The organism is Arthrobacter sp. 2762 (assembly GCF_040548745.1).
Classification (GTDB): domain Bacteria; phylum Actinomycetota; class Actinomycetes; order Actinomycetales; family Micrococcaceae; genus Arthrobacter.
Genome location: NZ_JBEPSI010000005.1, coordinates 316,804 through 333,633 on the forward strand (window position 1 = coordinate 316,804; position 16,830 = coordinate 333,633).

Annotated in this window: 14 protein-coding genes; 11 read left to right on the forward strand and 3 right to left on the reverse strand. The window is 61.9% G+C overall.

All coding sequences use genetic code 11. The annotated features are described in order from the left end of the window. Positions 1-33: 33 nt before the first annotated feature. From ABIE18_RS11975 to ABIE18_RS12000, 6 genes are all read left to right on the forward strand, one after another. Entirely contained in the window at positions 34-900 is an 867-nt protein-coding gene (locus tag ABIE18_RS11975) for an ABC transporter permease (protein ID WP_499722998.1), read from the forward strand. Then, positions 897-1,712, forward strand: coding sequence for an ABC transporter permease (locus ABIE18_RS11980; protein WP_499722999.1), 816 nt, complete (start codon positions 897-899; stop codon positions 1,710-1,712). The genes ABIE18_RS11975 and ABIE18_RS11980 overlap by 4 nt, the downstream gene beginning before the upstream one ends. Next, positions 1,709-2,806, forward strand: coding sequence for an ABC transporter ATP-binding protein (locus ABIE18_RS11985; protein ID WP_499723001.1), 1,098 nt, complete (start codon positions 1,709-1,711; stop codon positions 2,804-2,806). The genes ABIE18_RS11980 and ABIE18_RS11985 overlap by 4 nt, the downstream gene beginning before the upstream one ends. A gap of 43 nt (positions 2,807-2,849) precedes the next feature. Then, positions 2,850-4,001 carry an FAD-dependent oxidoreductase gene (locus tag ABIE18_RS11990; RefSeq protein ID WP_499723003.1) on the forward strand — a complete coding sequence of 384 codons (1,152 nt, stop codon included), beginning with the start codon at positions 2,850-2,852 and terminating at the stop codon, positions 3,999-4,001. A 16-nt stretch (positions 4,002-4,017) separates the two neighbouring features. Beyond that, positions 4,018-5,631, forward strand: coding sequence for an amidohydrolase (locus tag ABIE18_RS11995; RefSeq protein ID WP_499723004.1), 1,614 nt, complete (start codon positions 4,018-4,020; stop codon positions 5,629-5,631). A gap of 493 nt (positions 5,632-6,124) precedes the next feature. Next, complete coding sequence (locus ABIE18_RS12000) at positions 6,125-7,630, forward strand: CoA-acylating methylmalonate-semialdehyde dehydrogenase (RefSeq protein WP_499723005.1); 1,506 nt, start codon at positions 6,125-6,127, stop codon at positions 7,628-7,630. Between the two features lie 98 nt (positions 7,631-7,728). On the opposite strand, the gene ABIE18_RS12005 is transcribed toward ABIE18_RS12000, so the two are convergent. After that, on the reverse strand, positions 7,729-9,273 hold the full coding sequence (locus tag ABIE18_RS12005; RefSeq protein ID WP_499723006.1) for a PucR family transcriptional regulator: 1,545 nt from the start codon (positions 9,271-9,273) through the stop codon (positions 7,729-7,731). A 128-nt stretch (positions 9,274-9,401) separates the two neighbouring features. On the opposite strand from ABIE18_RS12005, the gene ABIE18_RS12010 reads away from it, so the two are divergent. Beyond that, complete coding sequence (locus tag ABIE18_RS12010) at positions 9,402-10,733, forward strand: aspartate aminotransferase family protein (protein ID WP_499723007.1); 1,332 nt, start codon at positions 9,402-9,404, stop codon at positions 10,731-10,733. A gap of 82 nt (positions 10,734-10,815) precedes the next feature. On the opposite strand, the gene ABIE18_RS12015 is transcribed toward ABIE18_RS12010, so the two are convergent. Both ABIE18_RS12015 and ABIE18_RS12020 read right to left on the reverse strand, forming a co-directional pair. Continuing rightward, a complete protein-coding gene (locus ABIE18_RS12015) occupies positions 10,816-12,174 on the reverse strand; it encodes a formimidoylglutamate deiminase (RefSeq protein ID WP_499723008.1) in 1,359 nt (452 codons plus the stop codon). Beyond that, on the reverse strand, positions 12,171-13,370 hold the full coding sequence (locus ABIE18_RS12020; RefSeq protein WP_499723009.1) for an allantoate amidohydrolase: 1,200 nt from the start codon (positions 13,368-13,370) through the stop codon (positions 12,171-12,173). The genes ABIE18_RS12015 and ABIE18_RS12020 overlap by 4 nt, the downstream gene beginning before the upstream one ends. A 190-nt stretch (positions 13,371-13,560) precedes the next feature. Here ABIE18_RS12020 and ABIE18_RS12025 point away from each other — a divergent pair, with 190 nt between their 5' ends. From ABIE18_RS12025 to ABIE18_RS12040, 4 genes are read left to right on the forward strand one after another with little or no spacing between them, the layout of a single operon-like run. Next, a complete protein-coding gene (locus tag ABIE18_RS12025; protein WP_499723075.1) occupies positions 13,561-14,292 on the forward strand; it encodes an IclR family transcriptional regulator in 732 nt (243 codons plus the stop codon). After that, entirely contained in the window at positions 14,289-15,395 is a 1,107-nt protein-coding gene (locus ABIE18_RS12030) for an ATP-binding cassette domain-containing protein (protein WP_499723010.1), read from the forward strand. The genes ABIE18_RS12025 and ABIE18_RS12030 overlap by 4 nt, the downstream gene beginning before the upstream one ends. Beyond that, positions 15,392-16,042 carry an ABC transporter permease gene (locus tag ABIE18_RS12035; RefSeq protein ID WP_224093363.1) on the forward strand — a complete coding sequence of 217 codons (651 nt, stop codon included), beginning with the start codon at positions 15,392-15,394 and terminating at the stop codon, positions 16,040-16,042. Before ABIE18_RS12030 ends, ABIE18_RS12035 begins: the two co-directional genes overlap by 4 nt. Further along, positions 16,003-16,755, forward strand: a complete 753-nt coding sequence (locus tag ABIE18_RS12040) for an ABC transporter permease (protein ID WP_499723012.1) — start codon at positions 16,003-16,005, stop codon at positions 16,753-16,755. Before ABIE18_RS12035 ends, ABIE18_RS12040 begins: the two co-directional genes overlap by 40 nt. Positions 16,756-16,830 lie beyond the last annotated feature (75 nt).

Genomic DNA, 16,830 nt, shown 5'->3' on the forward strand with positions numbered 1-16,830 from the left:
CCTGTAATCAGTCCGCAGCCACAAATTGACTCCGTGAAGAGAACCCGACAGTGGAGTGCAGTACTGCCCACAGTTCCCAGCCTCCTAATGATCGCTCCGCTGGTAGTGGTTGCTCTCCTCTTCATCGTTTACCCTCTAGTGAAACTCGGCATCGATTCCTTTACCGGGGGCTCCGGCGGTTTTTCGAACTACGCGGCAGCGTTCGGTTCACCTGCCATAAGGAACGCGCTGCTCAGCACCTTGGTCATGTCGCTGACCGTAACGGCTCTGTGCCTAGTGCTTGGCGGAAGCCTTGCCTGGCAATTGGCGAAAGCGCAAAAGCCTGTGGCCAAGGCGCTGCTGTGGACAGCTGTGCTCTTGCCCTTCTGGATGGGAGTGGTAGTCAAGTCCTACGCATGGGCGGTGCTGCTGTCCAAGAATGGGCTCGTCAACACACTCTTGCTTCAGTCCGGCCTCATCGAGGAACCTCTGCCCTTGTTGTACACGCCACTGGCAGTGGTGCTGGGCATGACCTACACCATGCTTCCCTACGCGGTCTTGGCTATGTATCCGACAATGGTGAACTTTGACAAGGAACTGCTCAACTCGGCGAGCGTGCTGGGATCGTCCCGTACCTGGGCCATGCTTTCAGTCTGGCTACCCCTGGTACGCTCCGGGGCCGTCGCGGCCGGTGCCATCGTTTTCGCGATCAGCATAGGTTTCTACATCACGCCGGTCCTGCTGGGCGGTGCGCAATCGCCCTTCATGGCCACCGTTATCGGCGACGACATCTTCTCCTACTTCAATTACCCGCGGGCAGCCGCATCATCGGTCATCCTCCTGCTGACTGCGCTGGTGGTTCTGCTGGTGACATTCAAATTCGTCGGGGCGAAGGCTCTTCGAGAGGGAATCGGAAAATGATGGACACAATTCCAAGGTTCCGGAACCGGGCGCTCGATAAGGCCGCGGGCATCATTGGCCGGGTGCTCGTTGCCTGCGCCGTGATCTTCTTGCTGGGTCCGGCGGTCTTCATCGCGATCCTCTCTTTCTCCAAAGACCAGAGGGTTTCATTTCCGCCCAAGGACTGGGGGTTGGACCGGTACGTCGATGTGTTCACGTCAGGCAAATGGGGGGCTCCGACCCTACTCTCATTGGAAATTGGAGCGTACGTTTCCATCGGCTCATTGCTCGTCGCCCTACCTCTGGTCTTCGCCCTGAAGCGCAGCGCGCTTAAAGGCCGGGGCATCCTGGAAGCAACAGCGATTGCCCCGCTGATCATCCCGGCATCGGCCTACGCGGTGGGAATGTACGCCGTCTTCGCTCAGCTCGATCTGTTGGGAACAAAGCCGGGCATCGTCCTCGCACACACAGTCCACGCGCTGCCTATGGTCGTGATCGTGCTCTCAACCTCGCTCGACCAGGTAAGGACCGATTTGGAGCTGGCAGCGATGACGATGGGGGCCAGTCGCCTAAAAGCGTGGACAAGCGTAACGATCCGTCTCCTTGCCCCGTCGATCGTGGCGGCCATGCTGTTCGGTTTCATCAGCAGCTTCGACGAGGCCGTGTTCATCACGTTCCTCGGCGGTGCCGGCCTGGTTACGTTGCCGAAGTACATCTTCGATTCCGTTCAGTACGCGGTGGACCCCGCCATCACGGCGATGGCCACACTCCTCATGATTACGACCGCGGCAATCATGCTCGTCGGTTCCGCCCTCAGGAAGGACATCAAGTGATCACCTCGCCGCAGGCACCCGCCGTGGACATGCACAGCAAACCCGAACAGGACAGTGCACTTCACATAAGAGCACTCACCAAGAGCTTCGGAAACATCGATGTCCTCCGGTCCATAGACCTGGACGTGCGGCCCGGAGAATTCCTGACGCTGTTGGGGCCCTCCGGATCAGGAAAGACGACACTGCTGCGAATCATCGCCGGCTTCGAAGCTGCCACATCCGGAGTGCTGAGGCTCGGCGGCGTGGACATTGGAAGCCTGGCTCCATCAGAGCGCAGACTTGGGATGGTTTTTCAGAACTACGCCCTCTTTCCGCACATGACCGTGGCGCAGAATGTGGCCTACGGGCTGAAGCTGCGCAAGTGGACTGGCGCCAAACTGGATTCGCGCGTCCACGAAATGCTCGAGATCGTCGGACTGGGTCAACACGCCGGGCGCAAGCCAGGTCAGCTCTCGGGCGGCCAGCAGCAGCGCGTCGCCTTGGCCCGGGCGCTGGCCTATGAGCCGGACATCTTGCTCATGGACGAACCCCTCGGCGCCTTGGACCGAAGCCTCCGTCTGCAGATGGAGGAAGAGATAAAACGTGTCCACCGGCAGATCGGAACCACAGTCATCTACGTCACCCATGATCAGGAAGAGGCGTTGGTCCTCTCCGACCGGGTGGCAATTATGAACGAGGGTCGTTTCGCCGGGCTAGACACCCCTATGGCGCTCTACCATCGACCACCTAATTCGTTCGTCGCACGGTTCTTCTCAGACTCCAACGTTCTCCGAGGCGAACTACGGGACGGAACGGTTCATGCCTATTCGCAGAATTTCGCCACTACGGCGGATTTCGCCGGCCCAGTTTGCCTTGCGGTACGCCCCAAAGCCTTCATCCTCGGGGCAGGACGTTTCCAGGCCCCAGGACTGCACTTCCGCGCACGGGTCGAAGAACGCCATCTCCTGGGAGAGCACGAGCAGATCCAAGTAGAAGTGCCGGAGATCGGCCGCATCATCGTACGCCGTGATATCGACGGCGTGAGCGCGGTCGACACCGGCGATGAGGTCGACCTCTTTGTTCCCGCCGACGCCATCAACGTAATGCGCGACTAGCGCTACCCATTCAGAAGAATCACTAAATCCAGCCAGGAGAAAAATGTCTCAGAGAGTTGTCATTGCAGGAGCCGGCATTGCCGGACTTGCTGCCGCTGCCTCCTTCAGGTCGTTCGGGTTCGAGGTCGACATCTATGAACAAGCCACAGAGCCGCGTGAGATCGGTGCTGGCATATACCTAAAGGAAAACAGCTTTGCTGTGCTCGACCGTCTTGGGCTGTCCGACCTGCTGACGAAGAAGGGAGTCAGAATCCAAGCCGCACGCATAGTTGACGAGGAAGGGCGCGTGGTCACGAACCGTGATTTGAGCCAGGAACGACTGGTCGTCACCCTGCGGTCTGAGCTGCACAACTCTTTGCAGGAGCGAGCTCTGGATCTAGGCGCGCGCCTGCATACCAGCCGCAGGGTTGTCGGGGCAACGCCTGACGGAACGCTCCGGTTTGCAGACGGGACCGAGGAGACGGCAGACCTGGTCATCGGTGCGGACGGCCTCCACTCCCGCGTCCGCGACTCGCTGGATCTGGCCCGCTACAAGATCGGGCTGGGAGACGGCGCCACGCGAGTGCTAGTGCCCCGTCAGGAAGATGAGGGCCCGTTCAGCACCGAACATTGGTCCGGGCAGCTGCGCGTCGGCATCGCACCCTGCTCCGAGGACTACACGTACATGTTCATCATCGGCCCCGAGCGGGAGAACCGGGCAACCCGCGTCCCCCTGGACAAGTCCTACTGGACACGCCATTTCCCCCACCTTGAGGAACACTTTGCCGCAGTAACGCCCGAACTTTCCATCCACCACAGGCACCACCTCGTGCACTGTGACACGTGGGTTAAGGGAAACGTGGCCATCATTGGCGACGCCGCCCACGCCCAGCCGCCGAACTTCGGCCAGGGGGCAGGAGTTACTATCGCCGCGGCCTGGGAACTCGCGGAATGCGCCGCTTACGCACCCGATATCCGCACGGCTTTGTCAGACTGGGAAATCTCATCCCGGCCGCGCATCAACATGGTCCAACGGCTCACGACCGCCTACGACATACTCAACTACAAGTGGCCCCGCCCACTGACACCACTGCGAAGCAAGCTCTTCTCTGCCATCTCCAAGTCCCCCGTCCTCGGATCGCGCTGGGAGTTCTATTGGCGCGGCGGCGCCGTCGCACCACGGCCTCTGGGTAACACCATCCCGGCCGAACAGTGACCAAGGGAAGAGACAGATGCACCAGCACCAATTCGCTTTAGTCAACGCCAATATCCTGACAATGGACAACGAGAGCCGCGTCGCGGACTCGATTGGTATCCAGGGGGACCGAATCATCGCCGTCGGAGACAAGGCGTCCGTCCTTGACAGCCTCAGCCCAGATGCGCCCATCTTCGACCTCGGCGGTGCCACCGTCCTTCCAGGGTTTATCGACGTCCACACACATGTCGAGCTAATCACCATGTCGCGACATTTCTGGCAGGATATTCGGGCCCTGGACCGGCCCCAAATCCTCGACGAGATCCGGTCGCGATGCAGCACAACAAAGCCAGGCACGTGGCTTGTTTTCCAAGGAACATTCAGCCAGGACCTACCGTCTCGCGATGAGCTGGATCGGGTGGCCCCAGACCATCCAGTAGCAATTCGTTGGACTCTGCATAAGTTCGTTTTGAACGCTGCGGCGCTGGAGGCAAGCTGCATCTCGGAGGATACCGTTGCCCCTATCGGCGTCCGTCTTCAGAAGAACCCGGATGGGACTCTGAACGGAGTCATCGAAGAGGGGTGGGATCTCGTTGCTGCTCCCGTCCCTGAAGCCGACGCTCTTACGGAGGCCTTGGAGGAGACCCTCCGATCACTATTCATGAGGAACGGCGTAACTACCGTCCACGAAATTGCCGCATCCACCAAGGGGATTTCGGCTTTGAGGACGCTGGCCGCCAGAGGAAGCATCCCCCGGATGGGGCTGCTGCTGACCGCCGGACCAGGACACCAACCCCTCGCGTCAGCATCCGATGCGGCGTTTCGGGGACTCGGTTCCGGATTCGGCAACGACGATATCTGGCTTCAGGGGCTCAAGATCTTCATGGACGGCGGCCGAGACGGAGCGTTCCGGTCGGATCTCGTGGGGAAGGACGCTGAAAAATGGGGACTACTGACAAGGCTGTATCCAACGCTGGTGCAGGAACTTGTTGAAGCTACGAGCCACGGAGTCCAAGTCTGTACGCATGCCATCGGAGACCTCGCCCAAGAGATTGCGGTTTCAGCGGTGGAACGCGTCCACGACCTGTATCCGGAGCTGGACCACCGCCTGAGAATCGAGCATTTCTTTAACGAGAGCTTCGGTACCGCTCAGCTGAAGCGCCTGGTAGCGGCCGGCGGCATTGCAGTACCGAACCCAGGATTCGTCTATGCCGAGCCAGACGAGCCGGAACGGCGTCAGCCGCAGGGAGCCTCCAAGTACGCGCTCAAGACGCTTCGATCGATCCAGGGGATTCTTCCCGGGAACTCGGATACCGCGGGGGCCCAGCCTTTTACGACAAATCCCTGGTTCACCATGAGATGCATGCTTGAGCTGCGAAACAAGAATGGCGTCTCGGTCAATGATGCCGAGCGCGTCGACGTGCACGCCGCCCTACGCGCTTTCACCACGGATGCCGCATACGCCACCAGGCAGGAGACTCAGAAGGGAAGCCTTGAGGTGGGAAAGCTGGCAGATGTGATCGTTATTGGCAGCGACCCGCACCAAACCGACCTGGCAGAGTTCGACAAAATCGATACCAAGGTTTCCATCATCGGCGGCCGCGAGGTCTTCGGCCAGCTCACAGATATCACCGTGAAGGCGGCCCTATGATGGGCGAACGCATTGTCAACCTCGGCGTTGCTTCAGGGTGTTCGGCCTGTCCCTGATCAGGATGACCGGCGCCCATGCCCTCTAGCCGCAAAGATGTGTTGACTCCACCCGAACTGGCGTCCGGGCTTCAACGAAAGAACCTGGGGCCACTTGGCGGTCCCAGGTTCTTTCGCATGCCTCCGCACGCGATAAATGCCAATGCTTACGGACGAACGGGCGGTTAAGCATGAACGCAGATTCGCTGTCCGCCGCCAGCATGGCCGAAAGTACACAATGCCAAAAGGCCGATTCCGCCGCGCGGAAGCCGCCAAGTCAGTCTTCCGTTATTGACGGCATGCACCACGGTACGGTCGATTGATCGACGGCTAAAGATATACATTCGTCGATTAATGAGCACCCATATAGACGGATGTCCTCCTGTGAGTCCCTGATTCCTTGGCTACGGTGGATCCAGATACTTCACCCATCGACCGTCGTCAGGAAAGAGAACGCAGTGTCTGAAATCAACGAACCTCAGGTAGTCCCGCACTGGATCGGAGGCGCTCAGTCGCCGTCGTCCGGCGACCGCACCGCCCCCGTGTTCGATCCCGCCTTGGGCAGGGAGACAAAGGTGGTCAACCTTGGCAATGCCGAGGACATTGAGTCGGCCATCTCCTCGGCGCACAAGGCGTTCCCTGCCTGGCGCGACCTGTCCATCACCAAGCGCCAGCAGATCCTGTTCCGCTTCCGGGAGCTGCTGAACGAGCGCAAGGGCGAGCTCGCAGAGATCATCACCTCCGAGCACGGCAAGGTGGTCTCCGACGCCCTCGGTGAAATCACCCGGGGCCAGGAGGTCGTGGAACTGGCCACCGGCTTCCCGCACCTCATCAAGGGTGAGCATTCAGAGAACGTCTCCACCGGCGTCGACGTCTATTCCACCAAGTCGCCGCTGGGCGTGGTGGGTATCATCAGCCCGTTCAACTTCCCGGCCATGGTGCCGCTGTGGTTCCTGCCGATCGCCATCGCCGCCGGTAACACAGTGGTGTTGAAACCGAGCGAAAAGGACCCGACGGCGGCCAACTGGCTCGCCGCCCTCTTCACCGAGGCGGGCCTTCCGGACGGCGTTTTCAACGTCCTGCACGGCGATAAGGAAGCCGTCGATGGGCTCCTCGAGCACCCGGACGTGAAGGCGATTTCCTTCGTTGGATCCACCCCGATTGCCCAGTACATCTACGAGACCGCTGCCCGCAACGGCAAGCGGGTCCAGGCACTCGGCGGCGCAAAGAACCACATGCTGGTCCTGCCCGACGCCGACCTCGAACTGACCGCCGACGCCGCCATCAACGCCGGCTTCGGTTCCGCCGGGGAACGCTGCATGGCCATCAGCGTGGTGGTCGCCGTCGAGCCTGTTGCCGACGCCTTGATCGACAAGATCACCGCCCGCATGTCTACCCTGCGGATTGGCGATGGCCGCCGCAACTGCGACATGGGCCCGCTGGTCACCCGCCAGCACCGCGACAAGGTTGCCTCGTACATCGACGTCGCCATCGAGGACGGTGCCAAGGTCGTGGTCGATGGCCGCGGCATTGACGTGGACGGCGACGAGAACGGCTTCTGGCTCGGCCCAACGCTGATCGACGACGTCCCGGTCACCTCCCGGGTGTACACCGAGGAAATCTTCGGCCCCGTCCTGGCAGTGGTTCGCGTCGAGAGCTACGAAGAGGGCCTCCACCTGATCAATTCCGGCGCTTTTGGCAACGGCACAGCCATCTTCACAAACGACGGCGGTGCGGCCCGCCGCTTCCAGAACGAGGTTGAAGTGGGCATGGTCGGCATCAACGTACCGATCCCCGTCCCGGTAGCCTATTACTCCTTCGGCGGTTTCAAGGACTCCATCTTTGGCAGCTCCAAGGCCTACGGCCTGCAGGGTTTCCAGTTCTACACCCGCGAAAAGGCCATCACCTCACGCTGGCTCGACCCTAGCCACGGAGGCATCAACCTCGGGTTCCCGCAAAACTAGTGCATCCCTAATAGACGTCAGGGTGCCCTGCAGAAGCCCTGACAAACAGTGTCTCCGGCCCGCCGGCGCCGGAGACACTGCTGTCCTGCGCGCCTCGGTCAACCAAGTGTCGAATTCTCCGGTCCCACGATTTCGACGGCGGCATACAGTTCCAGTCGGTCGCGCAGGCTGTCGAGATTGAGACCCATGACGGCCCCGGCAGCATCGATCCGGTTCCTCAACGTATGCCGGTGAATGCCCAACTCCCGCGCGGTGCGGTCCCAAACGCAGTTGTTCCGCAACCACGCAGACACGGTTGGGAGCAATTGGGTTTGCTCGGTTTCGTCGTGCTTGGACAGCGGTTCAATGAGCCGATGTGCCACAGACTCCGCTCCGCCCACACGCAACAAACCCAGCATGCCGCCTTGGGAAATTTCCGCGAAGGAGACCAGTGGGCGGGAAAGCTCAATGGCCCGTCGCAAGGACCGTTCTCCTTCCTTTAACGCCTTGACCAAGTCCACAAAGCCGGTCTCTCCGGACTCTCCTGCAGGGGCGTTGTATCTTTCCAGGAGGACCCGGACTTTCTCCTGGAGTGCCGATCCTGCCAGGACGACGATGTTCTCGTTACGCTGGGCATAGAAGACGGCCCCGCGGTGATCGTCCGACAACAGTTCAAGAGCTTCGAGCAGGTTCTGTCCTTCTCCCGGCTGGTGTGCCACGGTCACCACCAAGGGCTCTGCCGGCAGCCTTCCCCAGACCTGACGGGCCGTCCGCTCGGCAAGATCCGCGCTTCCTGCCAGCAACTGTTCGAAAACCCCCGCCCGGAGGTGGCGCCGTGCGGTATCCAGTGTGCGGGTTTGCTCCAGTGCCAGGCTGGCCAGCGCGATCACGCTGTTGATGATGTCTGTGCGAGCCGGATCCAGGGGTTCAACCGCGCCAACCACCAATACGCCGCGCAGGTAATGCCTGCGCCCCAGCGTCTGCAAGGTGACTTGTTCGCCGTCGACCGTCAGCTGCGATACCGACCGTGATCCTTGATCCAACGCCTTTGTTACCGCCTCTTTCAACCCCGGCATCAACGTCGACGGCACAGGACGATTATTGGGCATCAGGATGTGGTTCCCGGCAGCGTCGAACAACGCCACCCAGCATTGAAGTTGGCGTTCAAGTTCAGCCAGAATCGATCGGAGCCCGTCAGGCCGTAAGGCTGCCCTCGCGATGGCACGCTGAGCCTGGAGGGACCACTCGGACCGTGCGTGCTCTTCCCTGGCGAGCCAGTCGGCCACGAACCGGATGATCGCAATGAACGGAGTCCTGTCCGGCACTTCGAGCAGTGGCAGCCCTCGCTGGCGGCAAGCGTCCTCCAAGCCCTGGGGCAAGGCTCCGTGGATCACCTCGGTAGCGAATCCGAGTCCGCTGATCCCATGGTTGACCAGCCGTTCCACGTACTCGCTGTACAGCGGCCCGGACGCGTCGTCGAGCGGAAACTGGGTCCCGTCCGTCAGCAGCAATTGCCCGGCATCGAGGAAGGGAGTGGGATCGTCCAGGTCGGAACTATGCACCCACGAGATGGGTGCGTCCAAGCCATGTTCCGAGGCATCCGGCGACACCAGCCGCAAGTTCAACGTCTTGTTATGAAGGATGGTGTTGATGGTTGGCGGCACGCTCAAACCCTCTCTGGAAAAACGTAGTTCCACGCTCTGCTAACTATACAAATGTCGAGAGACTTCCTGACGCCCTGAAGCACATTATGAAGGGGAAGCCCCACCATCCCTTTCGAGAGGACCTTCCAATGTCTCCCACCCGGACCGCGCTGGCCGCCCCGCTCACCAACTCCGAGGTGACATCCTTGGATACGGCCAACGTCTTCCACTCATGGTCTGCGCAGAGCACTTTGAATCCCCTGGCCATTGCCGGAGGGTCGGGCAGCACCGTGTGGGACCACGAGGGCAGGACGTACCTGGATTTCTCCAGCCAACTGGTCAACACCAACATCGGCCACCAGCACCCCCGCCTCATCGAGGCCATCAAGCAGCAACTGGACACGCTCGCTACTGTTGCGCCCTCCCATGCCAACCACACCCGCGCCATCGCAGCCGAAAAGATCCTGGCCCATGCCCCGTCAAACATGGACAAGGTATTCTTCACCAACGGCGGCGCGGACGCCAACGAGAACGCCATCCGCATGGCCCGCCTGCACACCGGCCGGGACAAAGTCCTCTCCCGCTACCGCTCCTACCACGGCAACACCGGCGCGGCGATCGTGGCCACCGGTGACTGGCGCCGCATCCCCAACGAATACTCCCGTGGCCACGTCCACGTCTTCGGCCCCTACCTCTACCGCACCGAGTTCTGGGCCGAGACCCCGGAACAGGAGGCCGAGCGCGCCCTCCAGCATCTGCGCCGCACCATCGAGCTCGAAGGACCACAGTCCGTCGCCGCGATACTCCTCGAAACCGTTCCCGGCACCGCAGGGATCCTGCTCCCGCCGCCCGGCTACCTTGAAGGCGTCCGCGCCCTCTGCGACCAGCACGGAATCGTCCTGATCCTGGACGAGGTCATGGCAGGATTCGGCCGCACCGGCGACTGGTTCGCCTTGGACGCCTACAACGTCCGGCCGGACCTCATCACCTTCGCCAAGGGCGTCAACTCCGGCTACATCCCCGTAGGCGGGATCATCATTTCCAAGGAAATCTCCGCGACCTTCGACGACCGCGTCTTCCCCGGCGGCCTCACCTACTCCGGCCACCCCCTCGCCGCCGCATCAATCGTCGCCTCCATCGAAGCCTTCGAGGAAGACAACATCGTGGAGAACGCCGCACGCATCGGCACCGACCACCTGGAACCCGGCCTGAAAGCCCTCGCTGCCAAACACCATGTCATCGGTGAAGTCCGCGGCCGCGGCGTGTTCTGGGCCCTTGAACTCGTCGAGGACCGCGACACCCGCAAGCAAGTCAGCGCCGCCTTCATGGGCAAGCTGAAAGCGGAACTGCTGGGCCGCGGACTGTTGCCCTTCATCGCCGACAACCGCGTGCACGTGGTGCCACCCGCCGTCGTCACCGCCGACGAAGTACGTCAGGCATTGGCTATTTACGACGACGCCCTCACCGCCGTCAACGGGTGACCGGATTAACTGGAGGTAGAAGTGAGCATCGACCTAGATAACAATCAGTTGGTTCTCAAGGTAGGCGAGTAGACGCATCAGGTTAAGAGAGCTCCTTCAGTGCCGCCGTCAGAAGGCTGCCCGGGCTGCCGAGCTGTGTGTGGACGCCGTGCGAGGCCACCAGGTCTCCGGCGATGATGACCTCGGTGACGTCGCTGGCTGTTGCGCTGAATGCCATCTGCAAAGGTCGGGACCCGGCAGTGCGGGTGGATCCCGGATCAATAACCATGAGATCGCAGACGGCGCCCACCTCAAGAGCGGACGGGGCAATAGGCGTAGCCATGGACCGGGCAGCTCCCTCCGTTGCGGCCCGCAGGAGTTCCTGCGGTGAGAACCTGCCCCGTTGGCCTGTGCCCAACCTCTCGCCGTGTTCCAACGTGCGCATCTCGGTCCATGGATCGATCACTGCGTGCTGGTCCGTGCCCAGGGCAATGGCTGCTCCCGCGTCGGCAAGCTGCCGCGCGGGACCTATCCCGTCTGCGAGGTCAGCTTCTGTGCTGGGGCACATGACCACGGTGGCGCCGGCGGTTCCGAGCAGCGCGATATCTTCTTGCGTCATGTGCGTGGAATGGACGGCGGAGAGCCTGCCCGAAAGCAGTCCGTGGCGTTCCAAAAGGCCCGCTGGCGTGGTGCCGTACGCCTCCAGGCAGGCTTGGTTCTCGGCAGGTTGCTCACTGAGGTGGATGTGAAGGGGGATATCTTCGGGCAGCTGCCTGGCCACAACTTTCAGGTCCTCTTCGGGGACGGCCCGGACGGAGTGAAGTGCCGCTCCGACGCTGACAAGTTCCTGCGGAAATTGCTCGGCAACAACCGCCCGGAGGGAGCCTAAGCGATCGAGCCAGGCGTGCACGTCCGCATCCCCGAACCTTGCCTGTTCGGGGTTGAGGGGTGTCCCGATTCCTCCTGCCAGGTACAAGGTGTCCAGGAGAGTGAGGCGGATCCCGGCAGACATGGCTGCACGGGCGAGCGCCAGCTCCATGGCATGGGGTTCTGCGTAGGGCGCGCCGTCGGGTTGGTGGTGGACGTAGTGGAATTCGGCCACGCTGCTGAAGCCGGTCACCACCATTTCAGCAAAGACAGCAGTGGCGAGCTTCTCGTATTTCTCCGGAGTCAACTCGGACGCGCTCCGGTACATCTGCTCCCGCCAGACCCAGAAGTCTCCGCGGCCTTCATGGGTTCGTCCGCGCAGGACTCTGTGGAAGGCATGGGAGTGGGCGTTGGCAGCGGCCGGGAAGGTGATCCCGCTCAGTCTCATGTCATCAGGTTGTGGTTCAGCATCAGTGGTAATGCTGGAGATCCGGCCGTTGTGCGTTTCGACGCGCACTCCGGCGGCAGCCTCTAGCTCAGGACGGTCCGGACCGTCAGAGTTGATGATGGCCGTTTCGCACCAGAACGCGTTCACAGGAGTCCCTCCAGAACATCCGCGAGGGCAACGGTGCCTGCCGAAGCATCTTCGTCGGCCACATATTCTTCGGGTGAGTGTGAGATTCCGCTGGGATTGCGGACAAAGAGCATGGCCGAGGGGACATATCCGGCCAAAACGCCTGCATCGTGCCCCGCTCCGGTCGCCAGCACGGGGGCTCCGGGCAGGAGCCCGCCGATGCGTCGGCTCAGCGCCGGGTCAAAGTGCACGGTGTCGCTGTAGGACTCTTCCGTGAGGGTTGCCGTGCACCCTTCGGCTGCGGCGACTTCCTGCGCCGTGCTGTAGATGGCTTCGATAAGGTGAGCGGTCACGGCGTCGTCGGGGTGGCGGGCATCAAGCCATAGATCGACGCGCGAGGCGATCACATTGGTGCCGCCGGGGACGGGCGATAAACGGCCGACCGTTGCGCGGGCATCGGGTTGTTTGGCGGCGGTATCGCGGACAGCCAGGACGATTCGGGCGGCAGCAACCATCGGATCGGCCCGGTCAGCCATGAGGGTGGTGCCGGCATGGTTTCCTTGACCGCGGACGCTGATCTTCCAGCGCCCGTGACCCAGGATCGAACTTCCGACGGCGATGGCCGGCCCGTCCTGTCCCAGTCCCTTGCCTTGTTCCACATGCAATTCAACGAAATCGCCGATCCGCGCCAAGGCCTCAGAGTCGGGGCCAACGTGCCGGGGGTCCAGGCCATTGTCCCGAGCGACGTCGGCGAAGGTGTTTCCGGCGGTGTCGCGCAGGTTCAATGCTTTGTCGACGTCGATCGCGCCGGTGAGGAGCCGGGAACCCAAACAGGCCACGCCAAAGCGGGACCCTTCTTCTTCAGGGAAGACCGTGATGGCCAAAGAACGAGGCGGCTGAACCCCGCGGGACTTGAGGATGTCGACGGCGGCCAGGGCCGAAGCGACGCCGAGGGGTCCATCGAAGGCACCGCCACCGGGAACGGAATCGAGGTGGCTGCCGGTGACGAGGGCCCCATCCTGTGGTTCTCCCCACCAGGCCCAGATGATGCCGTTGCGATCTGTCTCAACGTCCAGGCCGCGTTGTTTGGCTTGCTCGATGAACCACTGCCTGAGATCAAGTTCGGGCGTTGAGTAGACGGCCCTGGAGTAGCCTCCGCGCACCGCATCGCGGCCCACATCCTGTATTGAGGCAAGGAGCTGATTGACGGTTTCCACGTGTTCCTCCGATTGATGAAGACTGCCACCAAGTAAAAACCAGATACCACCAGATGGCAAGGGTTCGCGCGACTATTAACAGGCTCGAAACCTGCGCGCGCCATAAAGGAGCAAGCCACGTCTCACATCCCGGAATGTCACGTAATCTGCAGCGAACCCTTGCCATTCGATGAAAATTGATTTTTACTTAGTGGCAAGACATGGTGATTTGGACCACTTGAAAGCAGGTCAGGCAGTGGCAGCAGATTCCTCCACCCGCACAGTCGAAAGGGCGTTGGCTCTCCTTAGCGCAGTCTGCACTGATGGCTCCATCAGCCTGAGTGACGCCGCGCGGGTGGTTGACCTTTCTGCCAGCACCGCGCTCCGCCTCCTTCGCACTCTGGAAGGCAGCGGCTTCGTGACGCGGGATCCGGGCGGTAATTTCCGTCCGGGAGCCAGCGTCATCCAGCTGGGAGCCCTCGCCTTGGGACAGGAATCCCTGGTGTCGCTCTGCACGCCGCACATGAAGCGGCTCGTCGCGGAAACCGGCGAGTCCTGCTATTTGAGTATTCCCGGTCCTGGGGAAACCGGGATCTACATCGCCATCGTCGAAGGTACGCGCTCTGTCCGGCACACCAGTTGGGTCGGAAGGAGCATCCCCTTGGAAGGGTCCGCCGCTGGCAAAGTCCTCACCGGCGGACAGAATGGCCGCGGTTACGCCATTGTGCGAAGCGGCGTTGAAGACGACATCACTGCGGTTGCCGCGCCCATCGTGATCGGGGGCCGAACCGTGGCAGCCCTCAGCATCGTCGTTCCCAGTTACCGCTTGGACGAGGCGAAGGCCCAGACATTTGGCGAGGAACTGGTGAAGGTAGCGAACAACATCCTCGTGGAACCCGACGGAAACCATGAAGTGCCCCAGGAAAGCATGGAAGAGAAATGATCAAATTTGAAAATGTCACCAAGGCGTACCCTGACGGTACTGTCGCCGTCGATGGCCTCAACCTGGAGGCCCCGACCGGAAAGCTGACCATTCTGGTGGGCCCGTCCGGCTGTGGCAAGACCACCTCGCTGAGGATGATCAACCGCCTCATCGAACCCACCAGCGGCACCATCTACCTTGATGACGAGCCCACCTCCGGCATGGATGCAGCGTTGCTCCGCCGCAGGATCGGATACGTCATCCAGCACGCAGGGCTTTTCCCGCACAAGACCATCGTGGACAACGTCTCCACCATGCCGGTCCTTCTGGGTGAGAGCCGCCAAAAGGCGCGCACCAAGGCCCTGGAACTCATGGAGCGCGTGGGTTTGCCCGCAAGCTTCGCCAAGCGTTATCCGTGGCAGCTTTCCGGTGGCCAGCAGCAGCGCGTGGGCGTGGCCCGAGCACTGGCAGCGGACCCGGCGTTCATGCTCATGGACGAGCCGTTCAGTGCCGTGGATCCTGTGGTGCGCGGGCAGCTGCAGGAGGAGTTTCTCCGGCTCCAGCGTGAGATCGGCAAGACCATCATCATGGTCACCCACGACATCGATGAAGCCCTCAAGCTCGGCGATCAGGTTGCCGTGATGCGGGTGGGCGGCAAGCTCGCACAGATGGCAACACCGTTAGAGCTTCTCACCTCGCCGGCGGATGAGTTCGTGGCTGACTTCGTGGGCCGCGACCGCGGATATCGTTCCCTCGGCTTCACGAAGACCGCAGGCAGTGTGGCTATCGGCGAGGAAGCGGTGGTCCAGCTCGGTGCTTCCGCGGATGAGGCCCGCGCCAAGGCGTCGGGTGCTTGGGTGTTGGTGGTCGACGGCGGCCGGAAGCCACTTGGGTGGGCCCAACCCGAGCTCCTCAACGGTGAGCTCAAGCGTGAAAACCTGAACCTCAGCGGTATCCCGGCAGCTGCCTCGGGAACGATGCGCCAACTGCTGGACGCCGCACTCTCCTCGCCCAGCCGCCGCGGTGTCGTTGTCAACGAGCACGGTGAGCTGATCGGAACCGTAACGGCCACCGACGTCGTCAAGGCCATCGAAGCTGAACCACACCTGGAGACGGCCCGATGAACTTTGAGTGGCTGGGCCGCCAGTTCGACAATATCGTTTTCCTTCTCGGCTGGCACGTCCTGTTGGCCGTCATCCCCTTGGTCCTTGGCCTGCTGATCGCCTTGCCTTTGGGTTGGTGGGCGCACCGGAGCCGTCGAATCTATCCCCTGCTGGTGGGCGTCGCGGGACTCCTCTACACCGTCCCGTCCCTGGCCCTCTTCGTGCTGCTGCCCCTTGTCCTTGGCACCAAGATCCTGGACCCGCTGAACATCGTGGCCGCGCTGACCATCTACACGGTGGCGCTGTTGGTGCGAGTCGTGGCAGATGCCCTGGATTCCGTCCCTGAAGACACCGTCCAAGCTGCCAAAGCCATGGGCTACCGCGGTTACCAGAGCCTGCTGAAGGTCGAGCTGCCCGTGGGCGTGCCCGTCATCTGTGCAGGCCTTCGCGTGGCCGCTGTATCCAACGTCAGCCTGGTCTCCGTTGCCGCGCTGTTGGGTATCCCGCAGCTCGGCTCCCTGTTCACGCAGGGTTTCCAGCTCCGCTTCTTCACGCCGATCATCGCGGGCATCGTGCTCTGCGTCATTCTGGCCATGATCCTGGACGGGCTGATCATCCTTCTCAACCGGTGGCTGACACCGTGGACCCCCAAGGTGGTGGCATCGTGAACTACTTGTTCGACCCCAAGCACTGGAGCGGCGCAGACGGTATCCCGACCTTGATCGGTGAGCACCTCCTGTATTCCCTGATCGCCCTGGCCATCGCTGCCATTATCGCCGTACCGCTGGGCATCTACATCGGGGTAACCGGCAAGGGCGTGTTCATGATCGCCGGACTGGCGAACGCCTTGCGCGCCCTGCCGAGCGTCGGCCTGTTGATCCTTTTGGTCTTGCTCATTTCGCCCGCGTTCCCATCGAGAATGGGCTACATCCTGCCAAGCCTTATCGTTCTGGTACTCCTTGCAGTGCCGCCTATCCTGACCAACACATATGCCGGCGTGCGCGCAGTGGATGCTGCCGCCGTCGACGCCGCCCGGGGCATGGGCTTCCGCACCATGAAGATCCTCACGGATGTCCAGCTGCCGTGCTCACTTCCGCTGGTTTTGTCTGGTGTCCGCAGCGCCCTGCTGCAGATTATCTCGACCGCGACTATCGCAGCGTACATTTCGCTCGGCGGCCTGGGCCGGCTCCTGATCGACGGCAAAGCTCAAAATGACTACAGCCAAATGGTCGCCGGCGCTGTCCTCGTTGCTTTGCTGGCCCTGTTCTTCGACCAGCTTCTCGCTTTCATCACCCGTCGCGTTGTCTCACCCGGACTGACACGGCGAACCATCAAGTCGGTTCCAGTAGCCGAACCCGTGAAGACCCCCGTCACGGTCTAACCAACACCCGGCGCTGGTTCCGGCGCACAAGTTTCACCTCCACCCCACCCCCACCTGGCTGCTGCATGCCTGTAA

Excerpts from the sequence above, each read along its gene's own strand:
- ABIE18_RS11980 (WP_499722999.1), top strand. The coding sequence starts at position 897 with ATGATGGACACAATTCCAAGGTTCCGGAACCGGGCGCTCGATAAGGCC.
- ABIE18_RS11990 (WP_499723003.1), top strand. The coding sequence starts at position 2,850 with ATGTCTCAGAGAGTTGTCATTGCAGGAGCCGGCATTGCCGGACTTGCT.
- ABIE18_RS11995 (WP_499723004.1), top strand. The coding sequence starts at position 4,018 with ATGCACCAGCACCAATTCGCTTTAGTCAACGCCAATATCCTGACAATG.
- ABIE18_RS12010 (WP_499723007.1), top strand. The coding sequence starts at position 9,402 with ATGTCTCCCACCCGGACCGCGCTGGCCGCCCCGCTCACCAACTCCGAG.
- ABIE18_RS12030 (WP_499723010.1), top strand. The coding sequence starts at position 14,289 with ATGATCAAATTTGAAAATGTCACCAAGGCGTACCCTGACGGTACTGTC.
- ABIE18_RS12035 (WP_224093363.1), top strand. The coding sequence starts at position 15,392 with ATGAACTTTGAGTGGCTGGGCCGCCAGTTCGACAATATCGTTTTCCTT.